Source organism: Deltaproteobacteria bacterium HGW-Deltaproteobacteria-18 (assembly GCA_002841885.1).
Lineage (GTDB): Bacteria > Desulfobacterota > Desulfovibrionia > Desulfovibrionales > Desulfomicrobiaceae > Desulfomicrobium.
Map to the genome: position 1 here is coordinate 24,894 of PHBE01000007.1, position 19,346 is coordinate 44,239.

Here is a 19,346-nt window from a genome sequence, read left to right on the forward strand (position 1 = left end):
GCCGTGATCGATCTGCACACCCATTCGAGCTTCAGCGACGGGGAGCTGATCCCGGCCGAACTGGCTCGCCGGGCCAAGGTGGCCGGATACCGGGCCATCGCCATCACCGACCACGCCGACGCCTCCAACATGGACTTCGTGCTGCCTCGCGTGGCCGCCATGGCGAAGGAGTATTCCATTTACATGGATCTCGTCATCGTGGCCGGGGTCGAGCTGACGCACGTTCCGCCCGCCCTCATGGAGCAGGAGGTGCTGCGAGCCCGTGCCCTTGGAGCCGGAATAGTCGTGGCCCATGGCGAGACCATCGTCGAACCGGTGGAGACGGGCACGAATCTCGCGGCAATCGAGGCCGGGGTTGATGTGCTGGCCCATCCCGGACTGATCACGTCGGAAGAGGTCCGGCTGGCGGCGAAAAAAGGCGTGCTGCTCGAAATCACGACCCGGGCCGGACACGGATACACCAATGGGCATGTCCTGGCCCTGGCCCGTGCGCATGGCGCCAGGGTGGTGGTCAACAACGACGCCCATGCTCCTCGTGACCTGGTCTGCGCAGAGCTGCGTCGCAAGATCGCCCTTGGGTGCGGCATGACCTCCGAAGAATACCGGCAGGCGGACGGGGATGCCTGGGCGCTTGTGTCCCGGAGTCTTTACCTGTAGTGAACCAAAAATTTGTTGTGCCCTCTATAATCTCGTAGTGTAAAAGGTGACAGATATGGACGTAGTAGCTCAGACAGGCGTTGTTGAGCAGATGAATGTTACGCAGCCGATCGATTCCATGCAATCCCTGGGAGCTGCCACGCAGCTTGGCGGAATGTCGCAAATGGGTTTCTGGGACATGATTTCCAACGCGACCGTGGTTGTGCAGGGTGTCATGAGCCTGCTGGCCATTATGTCGCTCATCAGTTGGTCGATCATTTTTTTCAAGATCATTCAGATCAATGTCGGACGACGCAAGGCCCTCCGCGAGCGCGCGATGTTTCAGAACGCCACTAATCTGGCCGACGGAGTGCAGACCTTGCGCGAGCAGGGCAATTCGGCCCTGTATCCCATTGCCAAGCGGGGCCTGCAGGAGTTTCGTCGCCTTGAACAATCCGTGATTCATCCCAACCTGAAGTTCCGCGTTGCTGGGGACAACCTGCGTCGGGTGCTCGAACAGGGAGTGAGCGAGGGGCTTGGGGAAATGTCCAGATCCTTGTCGTTTTTGGCGACATGCGCCAATGCGGCCCCGTTTATCGGGCTTTTCGGAACCGTCTGGGGCATCATGAATTCGTTTCATGCCATCGGTCAGATGAAGACGGCGGCGCTGGCTGCGGTAGCGCCCGGCATCTCCGAGGCTCTGGTGGCCACCGCCATCGGCCTGGCCGTGGCCATCCCGGCGACCATCGCCTACAATACGTTTCTCGGCATGATCACGACCGTGCATACGGAGATGGAGTGCTTCGCCAGCGAATTTTTGAATCGCGCCCAGCTTGAACTCCCATGGATGAACAAGCGGAGTGAATAAATCATGCAGGTAAATTCGGGAAAAGGCTTTTTGGCGGAGATCAATGTCACGCCCTTTGTGGACGTCATGTTGGTGCTGCTCATAATTTTCATGGTGACTGCGCCCATGTTGACCCAGGGCGTCGAGGTCGACCTGCCTGAAACAAAGGCGGTTGAGACCCTGCCCGAGGACAGTGACACAGTGGTGTTGCACGTGCTCAAGGATGGGACCATCAAGCTCGACAAATACGAGGTCAAGGTCGATGAGCTGGGTAACTATCTCAAGAGGATGGAGTTTGAGAAAGGAAAACTGCTCTATCTGCAGGCCGACAAGGATGTCGCATACGGCGTGGTCGTCAAGGTGATGGCGGAAGTCAGGGCTGCAGGCGTGCAAAAGCTTGGAGTCGTGGCTGAACCTGAGGAAGAGAACCCCTAGGATAAGGCGTATAAGTGTTTCATTCGCTGCGTCATTTGAGTTGGGTTTTCTCCATTGTGCTGCATTTGATTGTGCTGCTCGGCGGAGCCTATGTTTCCACGGACACCCATATAAAACTAAATCTGAACAAAAGAATGTACGAGGTCGACCTGGTCGGCCCTCCGAACAAGGGCAAGCCCGGCGCCAAAAGTGCACCCAAGAAGGCCTCGGAAAAGGAAGCGCCCCCACAAAAGCCCGCGCCCAAGGATGCCAAGACGGTGAAGGCTCCGGATGAGCCGAAAAAGCCGGACAAGAAAGTTGCGCCTAGCGAAACTGCCAAGGCGATTCCGTCGGATTCGGTGAACGCCACCAAGGTGGCCGAGGCCAAGCCCGAGGAGCCAAAGAAGCCGGAGCCCAAGAAGGAAGCGCCCAAAAAGGAAGAGCCCAAGAAGGAAGAGCCCAAGAAGACCGCCAAGGAAGAGCCTAAAAGCGAACCCAAGGTCGAAAAGAAGCCTACCAAGGAAGAAGTTCTGGCGCAGGCGCTGGGTGAGGCGACCAAGGTCGCCAAGTCTTCCTCCACGGGCGGCACGGACGGCTCGGCAAAAGGGACCTCCAAGAGCGGATCAAAGGATGCCCTGGCCGACGCACTGGCTGATCTGGGGCGTGAAGTCTCGGGACGGGGTACCCGCGGGGACGGGACGGCCGAGGATGGAGACGGCGAAGGGGTGTCCTCCGGCAGTCTGGACCAATTTTATGCCACGCAGGTCGTGCGGGCCATTCGCCAGAATTGGAGATTCCCCCGCTTATCGAATATTGTGCTGGCCACGACGGTGGAGCTCAAAGTGAATAAGGCAGGAGAAATACTGGGTTCGCGTATGTTGAACGGGTCCGGGCGATCCGATTTTGACGCGTCGGTCATGCGTGCCATCGAGGATACCAAGAAATTGCCCCCCTTGCCTGAAACACTGGACGCGACTCTGGTCATAACTTTTTATAATACGGAAAATTGAGCAGGAGTCTGCCTTGATCAAAAAAATCCTTCTCATGCTGTTTGCGCTGCTGGCTTTCTCCGGGCCTGTCCTGGCGGCCGGAGTGCTGAATATCGACATCTATGGCCCGGGTCAGTCCAGGGTCAATCTTTTTGTGGCCGAGGCCCTATCCAAGGACGGCTCGGGACCCATGGGCGGCATCCCCGACAATGCTCCGGCGGAGTTGCAGCAGCGCATTCATGACAACTGTGCCTTTTTGCCTTTTTTTAACATGCTCTCGGGCAAAGATATCGTCGGCGGCCCCAATCCGGGCGGCTATGTTGCGCAGAGCATCGACTTCAACAAGTTTCAACTCTCGCGCACGGACGTGCTGGTCACAGCTGCATGGGCCCCTCGTCCCGGCGGAGTCGGCGAGGTGGAACTTCGAGCATACGAGGTCTACACTGGCCGTCTGGTCGTGGGCAAGGGCTACGGCGTGGCCAATAAACAGCAGATTCCCGAGGTAGCGGCGCGCTTCTGCGCGGACCTTATGGAAGCGTTGACCGGGCAGGGGGATTTTTTCCGCTCGAACATCGCTTTCATCAAGAAAGAAGGGCAGCGCAAGCAGGTCTACATGGCCACGGCGCAGGGTCTCAATCTGCAGAAAATCACCAATCTCGACGGGATTGCCGTCAGTCCTGCCTGGTCGCACGACGGGCAAAAACTGGTTTTTGTCTTTCTGGACAAGAAGTTTCACAATCTGTGCGTCTGGGATCGGCAGACCAGAGCGCTGCAGAAGAAGAGACTCCCCGGGAATACCCTCATCGCCCCAGCCTTCACCAAGGGCGGGAATGTGGCGATCAGTCTCGATATGAGAGGAAATCCAGATATTTATGAGCTCAATTCTGAATACAAGGTCGTGCGGGCCCTGGAGGAAAACTGGGGCATAGACATCGGGCCGGATTTTGATCGGTCCGGTGAAAAAATGGTTTTTGTTTCCAATAGGTTGGGAAATCCGCATGTGTTCCTCAAAAACCTGGTGACAGGGACGAGCAAACGCATCTCCCTGACCGGAAAATACAACACCGGTCCAAGCATCAGCCCCGATGGTTCCCAGGTTGTTTTTGCCCAGATGGTGAACGGAAAACATAAGTTATTTCTGGTGGATTTGGCTTCCGGGCGTGAGCGCCAGTTGACATTTGGGCCCGGTAGTGATGAAGATCCCACTTGGTCTCCCGATGGTTATTTCATAGCTTTTGCATCAACCAGATCCGGTCCGAGCAAAATCTATCTGACCACCAAACACGGAGACGAACCAATCTTGATTCCAACCGGACCAGGAGAAGCGACTTCTCCGGCCTGGGGGAAATTATAATGGCAGAGGCGTGTTTTTTTTTGTGTTAATGGAGGAAGTTATGAAGAAGTTAGGCGTTTTTGGATTGATCGTTTTGGTTTTTTGTTTGGCCATGGCTGGCGGTTGCTCCAAAAAAGTGAGCTCCACCCCTGCTGGCGCGACTGCTGCTGGTGCTGGAGACGGCTCCGGTGCTCAGGGTGGTTTGACGGCAGAGCAGCTCGAAGCGCAGCGCCTTGCTGAACTGCAGCGTCAGGCTATCGAAAAGATCGGTGCAGACAAGATTTATTTTGCTTTTGATTCCAATGAATTGACTCAGGAATCCCGCCAGGTTTTGACGGAGAAGGCCGAGCTGTTGAAGGCCAATCCTGCATTGTCCCTGCTTGTTGAAGGACATTGCGACGAACGCGGAACCAACGAGTACAACTTGGCTCTTGGCGAACGCAGAGCCCGTGCTACCTATGAGTTTCTCGTTCTTTTGGGAATTGATTCGTCCAAGCTGCAGATTATCAGCTACGGCGAAGAATACCCCGCGGTTCAGGGTTCCAACGAGGAAGCCTGGTCCAAGAACAGACGCGCAGAATTCAAGGCCAGCGCAAACTAGTTCAAAAAATGATTTCAAAAGGCGGGGGAAATCCCACCCTTTTTTAAGCCCCGGTTCGCCGGGGCTTTTTTTTGTTGGTGCTGTGCCCGGGAAGGCGCTTGGAGAATGGGACTTGTGGGACTTGAAGGAGCTATGGGATGCATGGAGAGAATGCACCAACGCAAGCGCTCAGACATCCCGCCATCCCCGGAGGAAGCCGGTGGAGGTAGTGGAGGAAAATGCACCAACGCAAGCGCTCAGACATCCGCCATCCGCTTCCTTCACGGAGGTGCCTGATCTGCGACAGATGTGCAGGAGTCTTTACTTTTTGTGCGGCTTGGGCTTGGGAGAAGGGGTTTGTCCACGTTGGGGCGTGAGTGCCCGCATGTCTTCCGGCTATTCTCTAGGACCCATGGGGCTCATATGCTCCATGGGTCCTATTTGTTTTTTTAGTCCAGCCTGACTTTCCAGCGCTTTTCAAGATCATCCTGAGGCAGTGACCAGATGTGCTCGTGCAGCCTTTTCATGCGCTGTGCGTCATACAGGAGTTCCTTCTTTTCTTTTTTGGAGAGAGATTCCGGGCCGTTGTCCATGGTTTTTTCCAGGATGGCGTCGCGGCGCTTTTCAATTTCCGGGGCCAGGGTGCGAGGTCCGCGCAGCATGGTGCGGTGCAGGGTGTTGACTCCCGGGATGACGGCAGCTCTGAGAAAGCCTTCCTCGGGTGGGATGCCGAAGCTGGATCTGTCTTCGGCGATTTTTTGCAGATAGCTGTCAATGTCCTCGTATTCGCGAGGCAGACGGATTTCTTCCGGCGTCGTGAAAATCCGCATGCCACGAAAAAGTCGGCCCAGTTCGGCCCGGCTGGTGAGCATGGACACCGGGATGGAGAGCAAGAGGGATACCACCAGCGGCGAACTCCACCAGAAGAAGACCCGGTTGATTTGAAACATCGCAACTCCCCAGACAAGGCCCAGCAGCGTCCCGCCGCCGTGAAAGCGCAGGGCGTCCCAGAAGCGCGTGCCTTCGTCGTCGCGCTGCTGGGTGCCCCAGCCGATACCCATGCCCATGAGAGTCAAGAAGACGTACTTGCTGTGAAAGAGCATGCGCACGGGGGCCAGCAGGGTCGACAGCACGACCTCCGTCATGATGCTGCCGCACAATGCGAAGAAACCTCCGAACTGTTTTCGACGGCCCTTGATCAGAGCCAGGAGCAAGGCGCAGACCTTGGGCAGAAAGAGGATGACGGCGGTTCCGGCCAGCAGGAACAGGGCCGGTGTGGGATCCCAGACGGGCCATATGGGAAAGAGGGATTTGGCTGGAGCGAAATAGTCGGGCTGGACTACGGCCTCGGTGATCGCTGCGGCAGTGGCCAGGGCCAGGAACAGGAACCAGAGCAGCGCAGAGCCATAGGCCATGACTCCGTTTAGAAACAGGGCGCGGTGTCCGGGAAAGATCCCGCGCGTGAAAACAAGGCGAAGATGCTGCAGGTTGCCCTGACACCAGCGTCGGTCACGTTTGAGCTCGTTGAGCAGGTTGGGGGGTACCTCTTCGTAGCTGCCCTCAAGGTCATAGGCCAGCCAGACGGCGTATCCCGCGCGGCGCATGAGGGCGGATTCCACAAAGTCGTGGGAGAGGATGTCGCCGCCCAGCGGAGGCTTGCCTGGCAAGCGCGTCAGTGCACAATGCTTGATGAAGGGCTTGACCCGGATGATGGCGTTGTGTCCCCAGAACTGCGCATCTCCCAGGAACCAGTGATGCAGCCCTGCCGCGTACATTGGGCCATAGGCCCTGTTGGCGAACTGCTGGGCGCGGGCGATGAGTGTCTCGCGCCCCGTGCAGGCCGGGGCGGTTTGCAGGATGCCGACGTTCCGTCTGCGTTCCATGATGCGCACCATGCGGATCAGCGTTTCGCCGGACATGACGGAGTCAGCGTCAAAGACGATCATGTAAGTGTAATGGGCGCCGTGGCGGCGGCAAAAATCGGCTACGTTGCCGCTTTTGCGCTTAAGATTGATGCGTCGGCGACGGTAGAAGATGTGACCATGCGCACTGAGGTTTTCGCACAGCCTGTTCCAGGCTGTCTCTTCCTGCACCCAGCGGTCGGGGTCGCTTGAGTCGCTGAGGATGTGAATGTCGAATCTGTCCGCCGCGCCAAGTCTGACCAGCGAGCGCCAGACGGCCTGGATTCCGGCCATGATCCGCTCCGGGTCCTCGTTGCAGACGGGAAAGAGGATGGCGGTCTTGACGTGGGCGCGGATGGGTGCATCGAGCTCTCCGCGTGAGCGTGTCACGGCAAAGCGGTCGTCTTTTTTGAGCAGTGTCCAAAATCCGGCCAGGGCGGTCCAGAATCCGAGCGAGATCCAGATGAAGAGCACGCAGTAGACGAAAATGATGCTCGCTTCGAGGTAGGTGGTCCCACGATGCGGGAGCAGCGATCCCATGACGCTGGCGGCGATCAGAGCCGGGGTCAGGACCAGGATCAGGAGCAGGAGTCTGCGGCGGCTGGCGATCTTGCGCCAGGGTTCGTTCAAGAATTCTCTTTTCATTAACGTCCTTCATGAGGAGGCCGAGCCCTGGCTATGCGAGCCCTGGGCGGCAGTGTGAAAGTCCGGGCGATTCGTCTGGCGCGTTTTCTTCAAGACCCTGTTTGCCTGACCTGGCGTTACGGCAGGTCTGCGTCGAGAAAATAGAGCCCCGCGAGCAGGAGTGCGTACAGCAGAATATCGATCAAGCGTGAATTGAAAAAGGACGCGATCATGTTCCAAAGAGGCCGCCCGAGGCGCAAAAACATGCGTACCCAGGGGCGTCTGTCCATCTCTTCGGGCTTCATGTGCACACGCTGCAGAGGCGGCCCTGGCACCACGAAAAGCGGGATCGGCTGCTCGCAGAGAAGCTCCCGCAGGATGGTCATGGCTCTGGCTTCAGCCTGCGACGGACTGTTGCCGGGATCTTCGGCCAGGGTTGTCAGCGTCTTCAGGGCCAGTTCGTGGCGGCTTCTCTCCGGCAGCGGCAGGTGCCTCAGATAGGCCGCGACCCGTCTTCCTGCTGCTTCCAGCCGGGTTTCGAGAATCGTGGCCGCCGTCTCCACCGGAGGGTGGGAGACGCCTGGAATGCAGGCATCGAGTGGCAAGGGAGGCTCCAGGTGTTTGCTTTTCATCAGAGCTTTATGGCGTAGGTCCACGTTTCGGTCAGCGGAGTTACGCCGTGTTGCAGGATTGCCCGCATTTCGATGCTTGGTCTCTTGTCCGGAAGGACCATGGAGAGAGCCGAAGTCGAGTCGGGTTCGATTTCGAATACCAGACGCCAGCCGCCTGTGACAGGGTTTTTGTGGACGCGTTTTTCCAGGAGTTTGCCACCCATTCCGACCCAGACGTTGGCATCAAGGGCTGCGTCATCCGGCAAATCTTCAAGCTTGCCGCCCATGAATTCGAGCACGAACAGCCTGGAATTGGGCTTTTTGCCTTTTCCGGTGCGCGTGAAGATGACCTGGCCCTCTGGAGAGGCCACGCGCTTGGGCGGAGACCAGCGCATCCTGTAGTCAAAGGTGACGGCTTGCCCCGGCTGCGGATTGATGTCCGGAGTCCAGAAGGTGACGATGTTGTCATGAATCTCTTCCGGGGAGGGAATCTGAACCAGATGAAGCTTCCCGGGGCCCCAGTCGCCCTTGGGTTCGATCCAGGCGCTGGGCCTGGCCTCGTATTTTGCTTCAAGGTCGAGGTAGCTGGCATACTCGGTGTCGCGCTGCATGAGGCCCATGCCCCGGATATTGGGCGCGCTGAAGACATTGACGGACAGGGATTTGGGATTCTGCAGCGGCCTCCAGATCCATTCTCCGTTTTCAAGGGCTGCCATCAGGCCGTCTGAGTCGTGTACTTCGGGCCTGAAATCGTCGCTCACGCGTGGATTGGAATTTTCCCCGAAGATGAACATGCTGGTCAGTGGCGCGATACCCAGCTTGACCACCGATTCGCGCACAAAAAGAATGGACTCGACGTCGAGCACGGTTTCCGCCCCCGTAGTGACTTCGAAGCGATAGGCTCCGGTAACGCTGCGTGAATCCAGCAGGGCGTAGATGATGATGGACTTGTCTTTTTTGCCGGGTTTTACGATCCAGAATTCCTTGAAAAAAGGAAATTCCTCGCCCGAGGGCTCCGCCGTGTCGATGGCGAGGCCACGGGCGGACAGACCGTAGTTCTGCCCTTTGCCCACGGCCCTGAAATAGCTGGCCCCGAGAAAGACCAGGAATTCATCAAGATAGTTCTTGGTGTTGATGGCGGTGTGGATGCGAAATCCCGCGTAGCCCATTTCGGCCGGAATCTGGGCGGCAAAATCGTTCTTTCCGTAATTGAAGGCTTCAGTGTCGAAGGCCAGGCGGGTGGGAACGTTCTTTTCCACCACGTTGATGGCTACCGTGCGGTCGTAAAACAGCCCCGGATGAAAAAATTGCAGCTCAAAGGGCAGCTTTTCATTTCGCCACAGGCTTTTTTCCGGGACAAAGCGAATGTCCCGCCACTGGTCATACGAGATGGTCTTCAGGACCTGCGGTACCAGCCCTGCGTTGTCTTCGTAAGGTTTGGCCGAGAGCTCTCGTGCCATGGCCGCGACGTCCTGCAGGCCGAAGCTGGCGGTCTGGGCCTGGCTCTGTGGCTGAGCCTGGAGCGGGACGGTGGATAAAAAGAGGAAAAGTCCGGCCACAAGACCGCACAATCCGTTATGACTGAACATGCTTGGTTCTCCTACAGGGACATGTTGCCCCGGATGGGATGGGGCACATTTTGGTATTTCCACTTGTGCTTTTCGCTGGCGCTCGTCAAGAGCTAAGAAATGCCTCGGCAGCCCATGCTGTTCGGGGCTTGCGCCATTCGTTTCGCAGGCTTTTCATCAAGGCGGGCCGTCTTGGGCCGTAGGGGATGAAATCGGTGAGAGTGGTCCGGCCGTAAACGTTTCGGAGGGATTGCTTCCGGCCGGACCGAGGGGTTTTAGGATTGCTCTTTGCGGTGCTCGACTCGCCCTTTGGCGATGAGTTCCTCGAGGTTGAATTTTCGTACCCGGTACCCCATCTGGCGAGGTGTCAGGTTAAGTTCCCGGGCTGCCTTGTACTGAATCCAGGCATTTCGTTTGAGCGCCGCCAGAACCTCTCTGCGCTCGGTTTCCTTGAGGGGTTGGCAAAGATTTTCCTGCTCGGAGGGGATGAAAGGCTGGGGAGCCTGCCTGACCGTTCCGGGGCGGTGCGCTTCGTGAGTGAGGAAGCCTCGTACCAGTTCCGCTTCCACCGGTTTGTCGTCGGTCAGAATGGCCAGGCGCTCGACCAGATTTTCAAGCTCGCGCACGTTGCCGGGCCAATCGTAAGCCAGCAGCAGATCGAGAGTGCCCGTGGTCAGGGTCAGACTGCGCCCATATTCGCGTTCCATTTCCTTTTGAAAGTGATTCAGAAGCCGCGGGATATCTTCCTTGCGTTCCCGCACCGCCGGCACGTGCACCGGGAAGACGTTCAGTCGGTAGTAGAGGTCTTCGCGAAAGAGTCCTCGGCCTACGAGGACTTCAAGTTCGCGGTTGGTGGCGCTGATGATGCGTACATCGACCTTGCGCGTCTTGTTGCTGCCTATGCGTTCGAATTCGCGTTCCTGCAGCACTCGCAGCAGCTTGGATTGCAGGGTGAGGGGTAGTTCGCCGATTTCATCCAGGAAGATCGTACCCAGGTGCGCATCCTCGAAACGGCCGGGCTTGGCGCTGTTGGCGCCTGTAAAAGCCCCTTTCTCGTAGCCGAAAAGTTCCGCCTCCAGCAGGTTTTCGGGAATGGCGGCGCAGTTGACCTTGATGAATGGATGGGTTTTGCGGTCCGACAGTTCGTGGATGATGCGTCCGATGAGGGTCTTGCCCGTCCCCGATTCCCCGAGGAGCAGCACCGTGGCCTTGGTGATGGCGACCTTGGCCACGTATTGCTCGACTTCGAGCATGGCCTGGCTCTTGCCCACGATGTAGGGGCCATGATTCTCCCTGGCGATTTGGTACTTGAGCGAGGTGTTTTCCTGCTGGAGGGCGGCCTCTCTTTTTTTTACTTTTTCGTTAAGACTCAGGAATTGAGAAATGAGCGTGGCCACCACGGTCAGAAATTCCGTGTCGGCATCAAGTTGTTCCTGGCCCGTGAAGACGCGGTCCACGTTCATGACCCCGATGGGGGTTCCGTGCAGCAGAATGGGCACGCCTACAAACGATATGCGTTCCCGGCTGATTCGGCGCGTGCCCGTTTTGTCCAGAAAGAGAGGTTCCAGGGAAATGTCCGGGACCACATATGGTTTTGCCGTGCGGAAAATGATTCCCGTGATCCCTTCGTCCATGCGATATACTCCGCGCTGTTTTTCAAGCGCCGAGAGGCCGTAGGAGGTGGATATGGCCAAGCGGCCAGAGAGGGGATCGTACAGAGTGACCGTGGCCCTGCGCATGTTCATGGTGTCGGACAGAATCTTCAGAATTGATTCCAGAGCGCTTTCCAGGTCCAGGGCCTGATCGATGACCTTGCTGATGGCCAGCAGGACGCGCAATTCGGTGGAACAGGTTGAGGTACTCATGTTGTGTACAAAGCAACAAGGGTGCCGCTTGAATCAAAGATTGCAATGTGCATGTCCTGCTGCGTGTACGCAGGGCTTGTTGGCAATAAAGCTCAAAAAAATCAGTTTGTTGGGCGTTGCTGCCCAGGCTGGGAGACGGAGGAGTTTGTTCGGAGTATAGTATTTCCGCGAAGCACCTAAAGGAATTTATTTACATTTACGTAATATAGGTTTTCGCTAACGTCACTAAAATGGAAAACTTTAGACAAAATTGATCAATTCATGATGATTCGTTAGGGGCGCTTTCCGCGCACTTGGTTGGTTCTATGTCGCGCAGCAGCGTATCGGCCATGCCGAGGTCCTTTCGGGACTCGAACGCGTCAAGGCAGGCGGAAAGGTTGGCGAGGCTTGGGTGCTGCTCGGTAAAACGCGGATTCTCATCGATGGTGTCGATGGCGGCGACGACATTTCGCAGGCTGATGTGTGCGCTGTCGCGGGCGGGCAGGAGTCGGAACGTGTTTTGGTTTTCATCCTGAACGCGGCTCAAGAGGTGCGCCCGTATCAGCAAGTCGACCATTTCCCGCGTTTCGCGCGGGGAGATGGCGAGCCTGTGGGCGATGTCCTCTTCGGTCAGGGCTGGTTTGTCCTGGTGAAAGCGTTGCACCACGGCGTGGCAGATTCCAAGTGCCAGAAGTCTGGTTTGCGCCGTGCTCCTGGAATGAAGGCCCGATTTGGGATCGACGACATTCGATTGAGGAAAGGCATGAGCGATCTCGGCACCGAAGAGAACAATGCTCCAGCTCAGTTGCAACCAGATCAGGAAGAGGGGCAAGGCCGCGAAGCTGCCGTAGATGGCGTTGTAGCTGGTCACATAGATCTGGAATTTAACGTAGCCGATCTGGAGGAATTGGTAGGCCGAGCCCGCAAGAATGGCGGCCAGGAAAGCGCTGCCGAGTTGGACGCGGGTGTTGGGCATGATCAGGTAGACCACGCAGAAAAGCACCCATAACAGTATGTAGGGGGCCAGGCTGAGGCCCAGGGAAATGGCCGGAGTCGCGACCTCTTCCAGACCGACTTGGGAAGTAAGGGCGGACACCTTGGAGACGATGAAGACGGTGACGCTGCTGGACATGATGAGCAGCACAGGCGCGATGACCATCATGGAGAGATAGTCGGTGAATTTGCGCACGATGGAGCGCGAGGACACTGACCAGATCTGGTTGAAGTTGTCCTCGATCTGGCCGAGAACCTTGACCACGGACCAGAAGAGGACGATCACGCCGATCCCGGCGATGAGCCCTCCCTTGGTGTTTTCGAGCATGTTGCGTGCGAATTCGATGACCTGCTGGATCACTTCCTGCTGGGCCGTGAAATGCTTGAGGAGCTCTTTTTCAAGCAGCTGTTCGAACCCGAAGCCTTTGGCCACGCCGAACGCCATTGCCGCCAGAGGGACCAGTGAGAGGAGGGTGTAGAAGGTCAGCGCCGATGCATGAGATGAGCCCTGACGGCGGTTGAAGCCCAGCACCGCAAGGACGATGGTTCTGCCGAGGCGGACCAGAAACCACGAGATGGCAGAGCCCTCGTGCCGGGCATGCCGGTGGGGCTGGGTGAGGAATTGGACCAGACGATCTGTTGGTGTGCCGCTTTCTTCCATGCTGGAATCCGTAGTGGTTGAGCTTGTCAGGGATTTTTTTCAATCCAGTGGCCACGTTCGGGGCAAGGTGTCAACCGGGAGGCGTAAGAAAAGTGGCTTCTCCAGAGGCTTATGCGGATAATAAATGACAATGCCCCGCGCGGTGCGGGGCATTGTCATTGAGAAGCAAAATCAGCCGAGGATGGCTTTCAAGTCTTCGTCCGGGGTGCTCAGGGGCTTTATGTCGAAGTTTTCGACCAGCACATTCAGCACCGTCGGCGTGATGAAGGCAGGCAGGGTGGGCCCGAGGCGGATGCCCTTGATGCCGAGGGACAGGAGCGTCAGCAGGATGGCCACGGCCTTTTGCTCGTACCAGGACAGCACCATGGACAGGGGCAAGTCGTTCACTCCGCAGTTGAAGGCGCCGGCCAGGGCCGAGGCGATCTGGATGGCCGAGTAGGCATCGTTGCACTGCCCGATGTCCAGGAGGCGCGGGATGCCGCCGATGTCTCCGAGCTTCTTGTCGAAGAAGCGGAACTTGCCGCAGGCCAGGGTCAGCACGATGCAGTCGGAGGGGACCTTTTCCACGAACTCGGTGTAGTAGTTGCGACCGGGCTTGGCGCCATCGCAGCCCGCGACCAGGAAGAAGTGGCGGATGTCTCCGCTCTTGACCGCCGCGATGACCTTGTCGGCAACACCCAGCACCGCGTTGCGGGCGAACCCGGTCAGTACGGAGCCCTTGTCCTCGTCGGCCGTGAAACCGGGCATTTCAAGAGCCTTGCCGATAACCTCGGAGAAGTCCTTGCCGACGTGGGTAACGCCGGGCCAACCGACCAGGCCGGTGGTGAAGATGTTGCCCTTGTAGGACTCGACCGGCTTCTGGATGCAGTTGGTGGTCATCAGGATCGCACCGGGAAATTCGGAGAATTCCTTCTGCTGGTTCTGCCAGGCCGTGCCGTAGTGGCCGTGGAAGTGCGGGTGTTTTTTCAGTTCCGGATACCCGTGGCAGGGCAGCATTTCGCCGTGGGTGTAGATGTTGATGCCTTTGCCCGCGGTCTGTTCCAGCAGTAGGGCCAGGTCTTTCAAGTCATGGCCGGAAACCAGGATGGCCTTGCCTTTCCTGGCTCCGAGCGGAACTTCCGTGGGCACCGGGTGGCCGTAAGTGCCGGTGTTTCCGCCGTCGAGAAGCTCCATGGCCTTGAGGTTGATCTGCCCGCATTCCATGCACAGCCCGACCAGTTCGTCCACGCCCAGGTTTTCGAGGCTCTTGACCAGGGCGCGCTGCACGAATTCGTACACGCTCTCGTCCTCATGGCCGAGAATGGCGGCGTGATCGGCGTAGGCGGCCACGCCCTTGAGCCCGTAGATGAGGATCTGCTTGAGGGAGCGCAGGTCTTCGTGCGCTTCCAGCGCCTCTGAGATGCCGTGCTGTTCGCCCTGGGCGACAAGGCCTTCCAGGGTCGCGGCCGGGGTGAAGGTGGCGGCGGGGCTGTCCACGCTGACACCGGTTCTAACTTTGAGAGCTTCGCGGTGAGCGACGGCTTCGCCTATGAGCGTCTGAAAACGGGCCGGATCGAAATCCACGTTGGTCAGCGTCGAGAAAACGCCTTCGTTGATGAAGCGGTTCACGGCCGCATCGGACACGCCCTTGGTCCGGGCCTGCTCGGTGATCTGGGAGAGCCCCTGTAGAACGTAAATGAGAAGATCCTGAAGGGCTGCAACGTCGGGCTGCTTGCCGCAAACGCCGACCTTGGTGCATCCGGTTCCTTGGGCGGTCTGTTCACACTGATTGCAAAACATGAGGGTAGCCTCCATTGTTGGGTGTTGTTGTCGTTTCCGTTGAGAAGGGGTTTACGGGGAAGCTGGCGCGCAAGCTTTGATCCAGATCAAAAAACGCGACTTATGAGAGCAAGGCGACAGTGGTCTTTGTGAACGATTGCTCTATCTTGACAAAGACGCCACGCCGGAGGATTTCATGCCAATACGGCAAATAAACGATAATGGAGTGCCCATGGACCCGATGAATTTCAACTTCCTGTGTTCCGAACCGGCCGCGCCCATTGGTCGCAGCGTCGGGATCATCGGTGCGGGCCCCTCGGGTCTTGCCGCCACGGGCTACCTTTCCTGTCTTGGCTACCAGGTCGAAGTCTACGACAAGCTGCCAAAGCCCGGCGGGCTCATGCTTTTCGGCATCCCGGGACATCGCATTCCCAAGGAACGCATCGATCTGGGCGCGCGCAACCTGGAGAGAAAGGCGGGAGTCATTTTTCATACCCACACCAAGATCTGTTGCAGCGGCCCCCTGCATGACGAGGAGGGGGATCATTTCTGCCGGGAGATTCTGGGTTTTGGCGACATGGTCAAGAAGCACGACGCCATCATGATCTGTACCGGTTCCTGGAGGTCGCGCAAGCTGGGCATCCCCGGAGAGAGCCTGCCCGGGGTCTTTTCGGGCCTCGAATTCCTGTTTCCCATCCGCGCCGTCAAATACAGCGCGCCCAACGTGAAGCTGCCCGACGTGGCGGGCAGGATCGTGGCCGTCATCGGGGCCGGTCATTCGGCCGTGGATGTGGTCCACAGTGCGGTCCATCTCGGCGCGGCCAAGGTGTATCACATTTACCGGCGCACGAGCCGTGAAGCGCCATGCGGAGCCTTCGAGATCGAGCAGCTGCGCCAGATGGGTGTTGAGTGGCTGGATCGCACTACACCGCTCCAGATCCTCGGCGGCGGCAAGGTCGAGGGTCTGGAGATTTCCCGGCCCGGAGCGGGCGAGGCGGAAGTCTCGGTCCTGCCCGTTGATCTGGTGGTCACCGCCATCGGCGAGACTGCGACTCCGCCGTTCGCCAAGGAGCTGGGCCTTGAGAACGTGCGCAAGGGCGAGGTACGCTGGCTGCACATGACGGCCATCGAGAACGTGTTCGTGGCCGGCGACGCCTTGAGCGGTCCGAGCAAGATCGGCAAGGCGGTCTACAGCGGCCTGCGCGCGGCCCGGTCCCTGGCCAACTGGCTGGATCTGAAGGCTCAGGACAGGCTTGACGCATACGACTACAACGATCTCGTGACCAACGAAGCGGGATTCAGGAGCTGACATGGGCGGGCAAAAGACACTTTATATCGACTACAGCCTGTGCATCGGCTGCGAAACCTGCGAATACGTTTGCCGCTTCACCAACGACACCTCGCGCATCCACATGACCCGGACCATCGACGGGGTCATGGTGCCGCTGTATTGCCAGCACTGCGAAAACCCCAAGTGCGCCAACGCCTGTCCGCGCGGAGCGCTGAAACGGGACAAGGATGGCGCGCTCATCCTGCAATCCATGCTCTGCCGTGGCTGCCAGACCAAAAACTGCATCCTGGCCTGTCCGCACAGCGCCATGTTCGAGACCGATCGCGGGGTCATGGTCGCCAAGTGCGACATGTGCGCCCAGCGTCGTCAGGTCGGCATGGGCCCGGCCTGCGTGGAGATGTGTCCGTGCGCGGCCATCCGCTATGTGGACCGCGATGAGATACCGGCTCTGGAAACGGAGAAATCGAAACTGGCGCACCAGAAGGTGCTCGATCATCTGAAGCTGCCGGGAAAAGAATAGGCCCCGGCGTGGAAAGGGCAGCCAAAGGCTGGAAGAGATTCCGGCCTTTTCATTTTTTTGGGGAGTGTTTCTAAGATGTTGCCGCGCTACAAATGAAACGGTGCCACCTGGTTTTGAGGCTCTTAATGTGGCATTCATTATGCTGAGCTACTCCGTCGATCAGCTCAGGCTTTGATTTTCAAGACATTTCGACTTTTTTTTGCACAGCTGGCTCTGCACAAGTGCTCAGATGCAATGCTCTGGAGTGCGCGGTCTTTTTTGGTCCAAGGGCGAGTCTCAACAGTTCATGATGTTTGCGAGGAATCCCGTGCGTTTCACCCTGCCGTCCCCTGCCGTGTTCCACCGTCTGATCCAATCGGCTTTTCTAATTTTTTGCCTGTATTCGGGCTTGAAATTCTACCACTTCGTACTGTGGATGACGGGCCAGAGCGAAATCCCGGTGCCCAGGCCCCCGTCCGTCGAGGCTTTTCTGCCCATTGCGGCGTTGATGGGTCTGCGTCGCTTACTTGAAATCGGGGTATGGGACGTGGTGCATCCGGCGGGACTGGCCATTTTTCTGGCCGCGCTGAGCATGGCCCTGCTCCTGCGCAAAGGTTTTTGCGGCTACGTTTGCCCGGTGGGCCTTGCATCCGGGCTGCTCAACCATCTGGGCCGGAAGCTGAATCTTTCCAGGGTTCCCGGCCCGCGCGTCGATATCCTGTTGCACGCCCCCAAATATGCGTTGCTGGCCTTTTTCCTGTACACGGTCTTCGTGGGTATGGATTTGCGAGCCGTGGAGCGGTTCTCCTCCAATCCGTACAATTTTGCGGCCGATGCACGCATGTTGGCTTTTTTCCTGGATCCTTCGGCGTTGACCCTGATGGTCCTGCCCGGACTGGCCGTGTTCGGAGTTCTTCTTCGCAGCGCGTGGTGTCGCTATCTCTGCCCCTACGGAGCGCTGCTCGGCCTCTTGAGCTGGGCCGGTCCCGTTCGCATCCGCCGCGACAAGGACGTTTGCGTGCAGTGCGCCCGCTGCAGCGCGTCATGCCCCGGCGGCATTCCGGTGCACCTCAAGGACGACGTGCGCAGCCCGGAATGCGTGGGCTGCATGCGCTGTCAATCCGTCTGCCCGGTGCCCGAGTGCGTGACCCTGCGCGTCGGGGGCAGAAGCTTGCCGTTCTGGAGCATTGGTTTGGGATGCGTGCTCCTGCTGCTCGCGGTCTGGCTCCTGGCTGACTCCCAAGGCCTGTGGCATCAGAATTTGCCAGAAAACATGCTGCGCATGATGTATCGCCAGGCCTTCTAAAAAATACCGCGTCCTTCCCGAGCGTTGACGTGATCGGCATGATCTTTTCCGTGCTGGTCGCAGTGCTGCTGAATGGCGGTCTGGGCCGCGTGCGCGAGGGCCGGGCCGATATTCAAAGGGCGAAATCGATATGGCGCAAGGTCGTGGCCGGTCTCACCAGCTTCGTTTTTCTCCGACCAGCCCATGGGTGGCGAAATACCTGCCGCCCTCCATTTCCATCATGGTTACGTCGGTTTTGGCGTATTCGTTGTCGCTTTGCAGCCATTCGTCCCAGGCCTGGTTGTGGCGCCGCATGTCGAAGGCGTGCCGGATGGTCAGATCCGTGCATTGCAGCCACATCTCCCGCCACCAGGACAGGGTACAGAAGTTCATGCCGTCCACCCAGTAGGGGCGCAGGTCGTCGGGAATGCGGTCAAGCGGCCTTTGAAGGCCGGGAATGCCGACTGCGAGCAGGCCGCCCGGCTTTATTGTCGGGAGCAGGTGCGTGCTCAGATAGGCCGAGTCCGCAGCGAAGTAGTGCCAGGCGTCGACGCTGATCACGGCATCGAAGGACTCCGGCTCGAAGGGCAGGGCGCGGGCCTCGCAGTGCACGGCCGTGATGCGGTCCGGGAGGCCTGCCTCGGAAAAGCGCCGGGCGTTTTCCTCGGCTGGTATCCACAGGTCGGCGGCGGTCACTGTGCACCCGTAACCCTTGGCCAGAGCCATGGAGGTCAGGCCCATGCCGCAGCCAAGGTCGAGCACGCGGGCATTGGCTGGCAGGTCGATGCGGGAGAGCAGTTCGTCCAGGATGCGCAGGCAGTTTGGTCCCATCATGGTCTGAAGCTGGTATTCGCGGGAAAAGAGTGTGGTCGAGTCAAAGGTCATATCTGTTTCTCCGTGTTTTGTTTGAGCGGAAATACACCGATTCGCGGCATTCGTCCCGCCCCTGGACGGCTATGAAACAAAAAAGCGCCACGGGACGGGCCCGTGGCGCTGTGTTTACCTTCCGGCGGTTGGTGCGCGGAGAATTTTGGCGATGGTCTTGGGGGAAAGGTAGAATTGGTCCGCCAGTTCCCGCACTCCCGTGCCCCGGGCGTGCCGGGCATGGATCTCGCGGTTTCTGGCCCTTATGTTCGCGCGCGTCTGCGTGCGCTCCCCCCAGGCTTTTCTGCGGTCATCCCGGCGCGGGATGTACAGATAATCGCCATCGACATACTTCTGCACTGCCTCCAGAACGGTTTTCGGCAAGACTTCCGTGGCGTTGGTGTAGCCCATGATGCTCCTCCTCGTGATGAATCAATTGAGGACGGGGCAGGGGCCACGGACCCGGCTAGCTCACCGGGCGTCGCCCCTGCGGAGCGTGCCGACAAAATCCAATGATGCGCTGAACATCCAGACTCCGGGGTTGAGGGTTATTGGGAGGCCACGTGTCTGAGGCCGAATTTGCCATAGCGAGGAGAGAAAGAGTTGTCACCTCCCCCTGGCCAGCTCAGAAGATGCTTGGCAGGGGGA

General features: G+C 58.5%; 18 protein-coding genes. 9 read left to right on the forward strand and 9 right to left on the reverse strand.

The genetic code is table 11. The annotated features are described in order from the left end of the window. Window positions 1-3: 3 nt before the first annotated feature. From CVU60_07110 to pal, 6 genes are read left to right on the forward strand one after another with little or no spacing between them, the layout of a single operon-like run. The gene (locus CVU60_07110) at window positions 4-657 is read left to right on the forward strand and encodes a PHP domain-containing protein (GenBank protein ID PKN41981.1); all 654 of its coding nucleotides are present in this window, start codon (window positions 4-6) and stop codon (window positions 655-657) included. 55 nt (window positions 658-712) lie between these two features. Next, window positions 713-1,504 carry a protein TolQ gene (locus CVU60_07115; GenBank protein ID PKN41982.1) on the forward strand — a complete coding sequence of 264 codons (792 nt, stop codon included), beginning with the start codon at window positions 713-715 and terminating at the stop codon, window positions 1,502-1,504. 3 nt (window positions 1,505-1,507) lie between these two features. After that, window positions 1,508-1,918 (forward strand): protein TolR, encoded by a 411-nt coding sequence (locus tag CVU60_07120; GenBank protein PKN41983.1) that lies wholly within the window; start codon window positions 1,508-1,510, stop codon window positions 1,916-1,918. A 14-nt stretch (window positions 1,919-1,932) separates the two neighbouring features. Continuing rightward, a complete protein-coding gene (locus CVU60_07125) occupies window positions 1,933-2,907 on the forward strand; it encodes a hypothetical protein (GenBank protein ID PKN41984.1) in 975 nt (324 codons plus the stop codon). Window positions 2,908-2,920: 13 nt separating this feature from the next. Next, the gene (locus tag CVU60_07130; GenBank protein ID PKN41985.1) at window positions 2,921-4,240 is read left to right on the forward strand and encodes a hypothetical protein; all 1,320 of its coding nucleotides are present in this window, start codon (window positions 2,921-2,923) and stop codon (window positions 4,238-4,240) included. Window positions 4,241-4,280: 40 nt separating this feature from the next. Beyond that, window positions 4,281-4,820, forward strand: coding sequence for a peptidoglycan-associated lipoprotein (pal, locus tag CVU60_07135; GenBank protein ID PKN41986.1), 540 nt, complete (start codon window positions 4,281-4,283; stop codon window positions 4,818-4,820). 428 nt (window positions 4,821-5,248) lie between these two features. On the opposite strand, the gene CVU60_07140 is transcribed toward pal, so the two are convergent. The 6 genes from CVU60_07140 to CVU60_07165 form a co-directional block, all read right to left on the reverse strand. After that, the gene (locus CVU60_07140) at window positions 5,249-7,345 is read right to left on the reverse strand and encodes a glucans biosynthesis glucosyltransferase MdoH (GenBank protein PKN41987.1); all 2,097 of its coding nucleotides are present in this window, start codon (window positions 7,343-7,345) and stop codon (window positions 5,249-5,251) included. A 116-nt stretch (window positions 7,346-7,461) separates the two neighbouring features. After that, complete coding sequence (locus tag CVU60_07145; protein ID PKN41988.1) at window positions 7,462-7,956, reverse strand: hypothetical protein; 495 nt, start codon at window positions 7,954-7,956, stop codon at window positions 7,462-7,464. Then, window positions 7,956-9,524, reverse strand: coding sequence for a glucan biosynthesis protein D (locus CVU60_07150; protein ID PKN41989.1), 1,569 nt, complete (start codon window positions 9,522-9,524; stop codon window positions 7,956-7,958). The genes CVU60_07145 and CVU60_07150 overlap by 1 nt, the downstream gene beginning before the upstream one ends. Window positions 9,525-9,778: 254 nt before the next feature. Next, a complete protein-coding gene (locus tag CVU60_07155) occupies window positions 9,779-11,368 on the reverse strand; it encodes a sigma-54-dependent Fis family transcriptional regulator (GenBank protein PKN41990.1) in 1,590 nt (529 codons plus the stop codon). A gap of 259 nt (window positions 11,369-11,627) precedes the next feature. Beyond that, complete coding sequence (locus tag CVU60_07160; GenBank protein PKN41991.1) at window positions 11,628-13,001, reverse strand: YihY/virulence factor BrkB family protein; 1,374 nt, start codon at window positions 12,999-13,001, stop codon at window positions 11,628-11,630. A gap of 171 nt (window positions 13,002-13,172) precedes the next feature. Continuing rightward, on the reverse strand, window positions 13,173-14,780 hold the full coding sequence (locus CVU60_07165; GenBank protein PKN41992.1) for a hydroxylamine reductase: 1,608 nt from the start codon (window positions 14,778-14,780) through the stop codon (window positions 13,173-13,175). Between the two features lie 211 nt (window positions 14,781-14,991). Here CVU60_07165 and CVU60_07170 point away from each other — a divergent pair, with 211 nt between their 5' ends. The 3 genes from CVU60_07170 to CVU60_07180 all read left to right on the forward strand — a co-directional run bounded on the left by CVU60_07170 (window position 14,992) and on the right by CVU60_07180 (window position 17,855). Beyond that, window positions 14,992-16,068 carry a glutamate synthase gene (locus CVU60_07170; protein ID PKN41993.1) on the forward strand — a complete coding sequence of 359 codons (1,077 nt, stop codon included), beginning with the start codon at window positions 14,992-14,994 and terminating at the stop codon, window positions 16,066-16,068. A 1-nt stretch (window position 16,069) separates the two neighbouring features. Further along, window positions 16,070-16,570: a (Fe-S)-binding protein gene (locus CVU60_07175; protein ID PKN41994.1), complete on the forward strand. Its 501-nt coding sequence runs from the start codon at window positions 16,070-16,072 to the stop codon at window positions 16,568-16,570. Between the two features lie 307 nt (window positions 16,571-16,877). Further along, entirely contained in the window at window positions 16,878-17,855 is a 978-nt protein-coding gene (locus CVU60_07180; GenBank protein PKN41995.1) for a 4Fe-4S ferredoxin, read from the forward strand. Here CVU60_07180 and CVU60_07185 read toward each other — a convergent pair. The 3 genes from CVU60_07185 to CVU60_07195 form a co-directional block, all read right to left on the reverse strand. Beyond that, a complete protein-coding gene (locus tag CVU60_07185; protein ID PKN41996.1) occupies window positions 17,852-18,040 on the reverse strand; it encodes a hypothetical protein in 189 nt (62 codons plus the stop codon). The two genes, CVU60_07180 and CVU60_07185, sit on opposite strands and share 4 nt — an antisense overlap. Then, entirely contained in the window at window positions 18,009-18,719 is a 711-nt protein-coding gene (locus CVU60_07190; protein PKN41997.1) for an SAM-dependent methyltransferase, read from the reverse strand. Before CVU60_07190 ends, CVU60_07185 begins: the two co-directional genes overlap by 32 nt. 114 nt (window positions 18,720-18,833) lie before the next feature. Then, a complete protein-coding gene (locus CVU60_07195; protein PKN41998.1) occupies window positions 18,834-19,109 on the reverse strand; it encodes a hypothetical protein in 276 nt (91 codons plus the stop codon). Window positions 19,110-19,346: the final 237 nt, after the last annotated feature.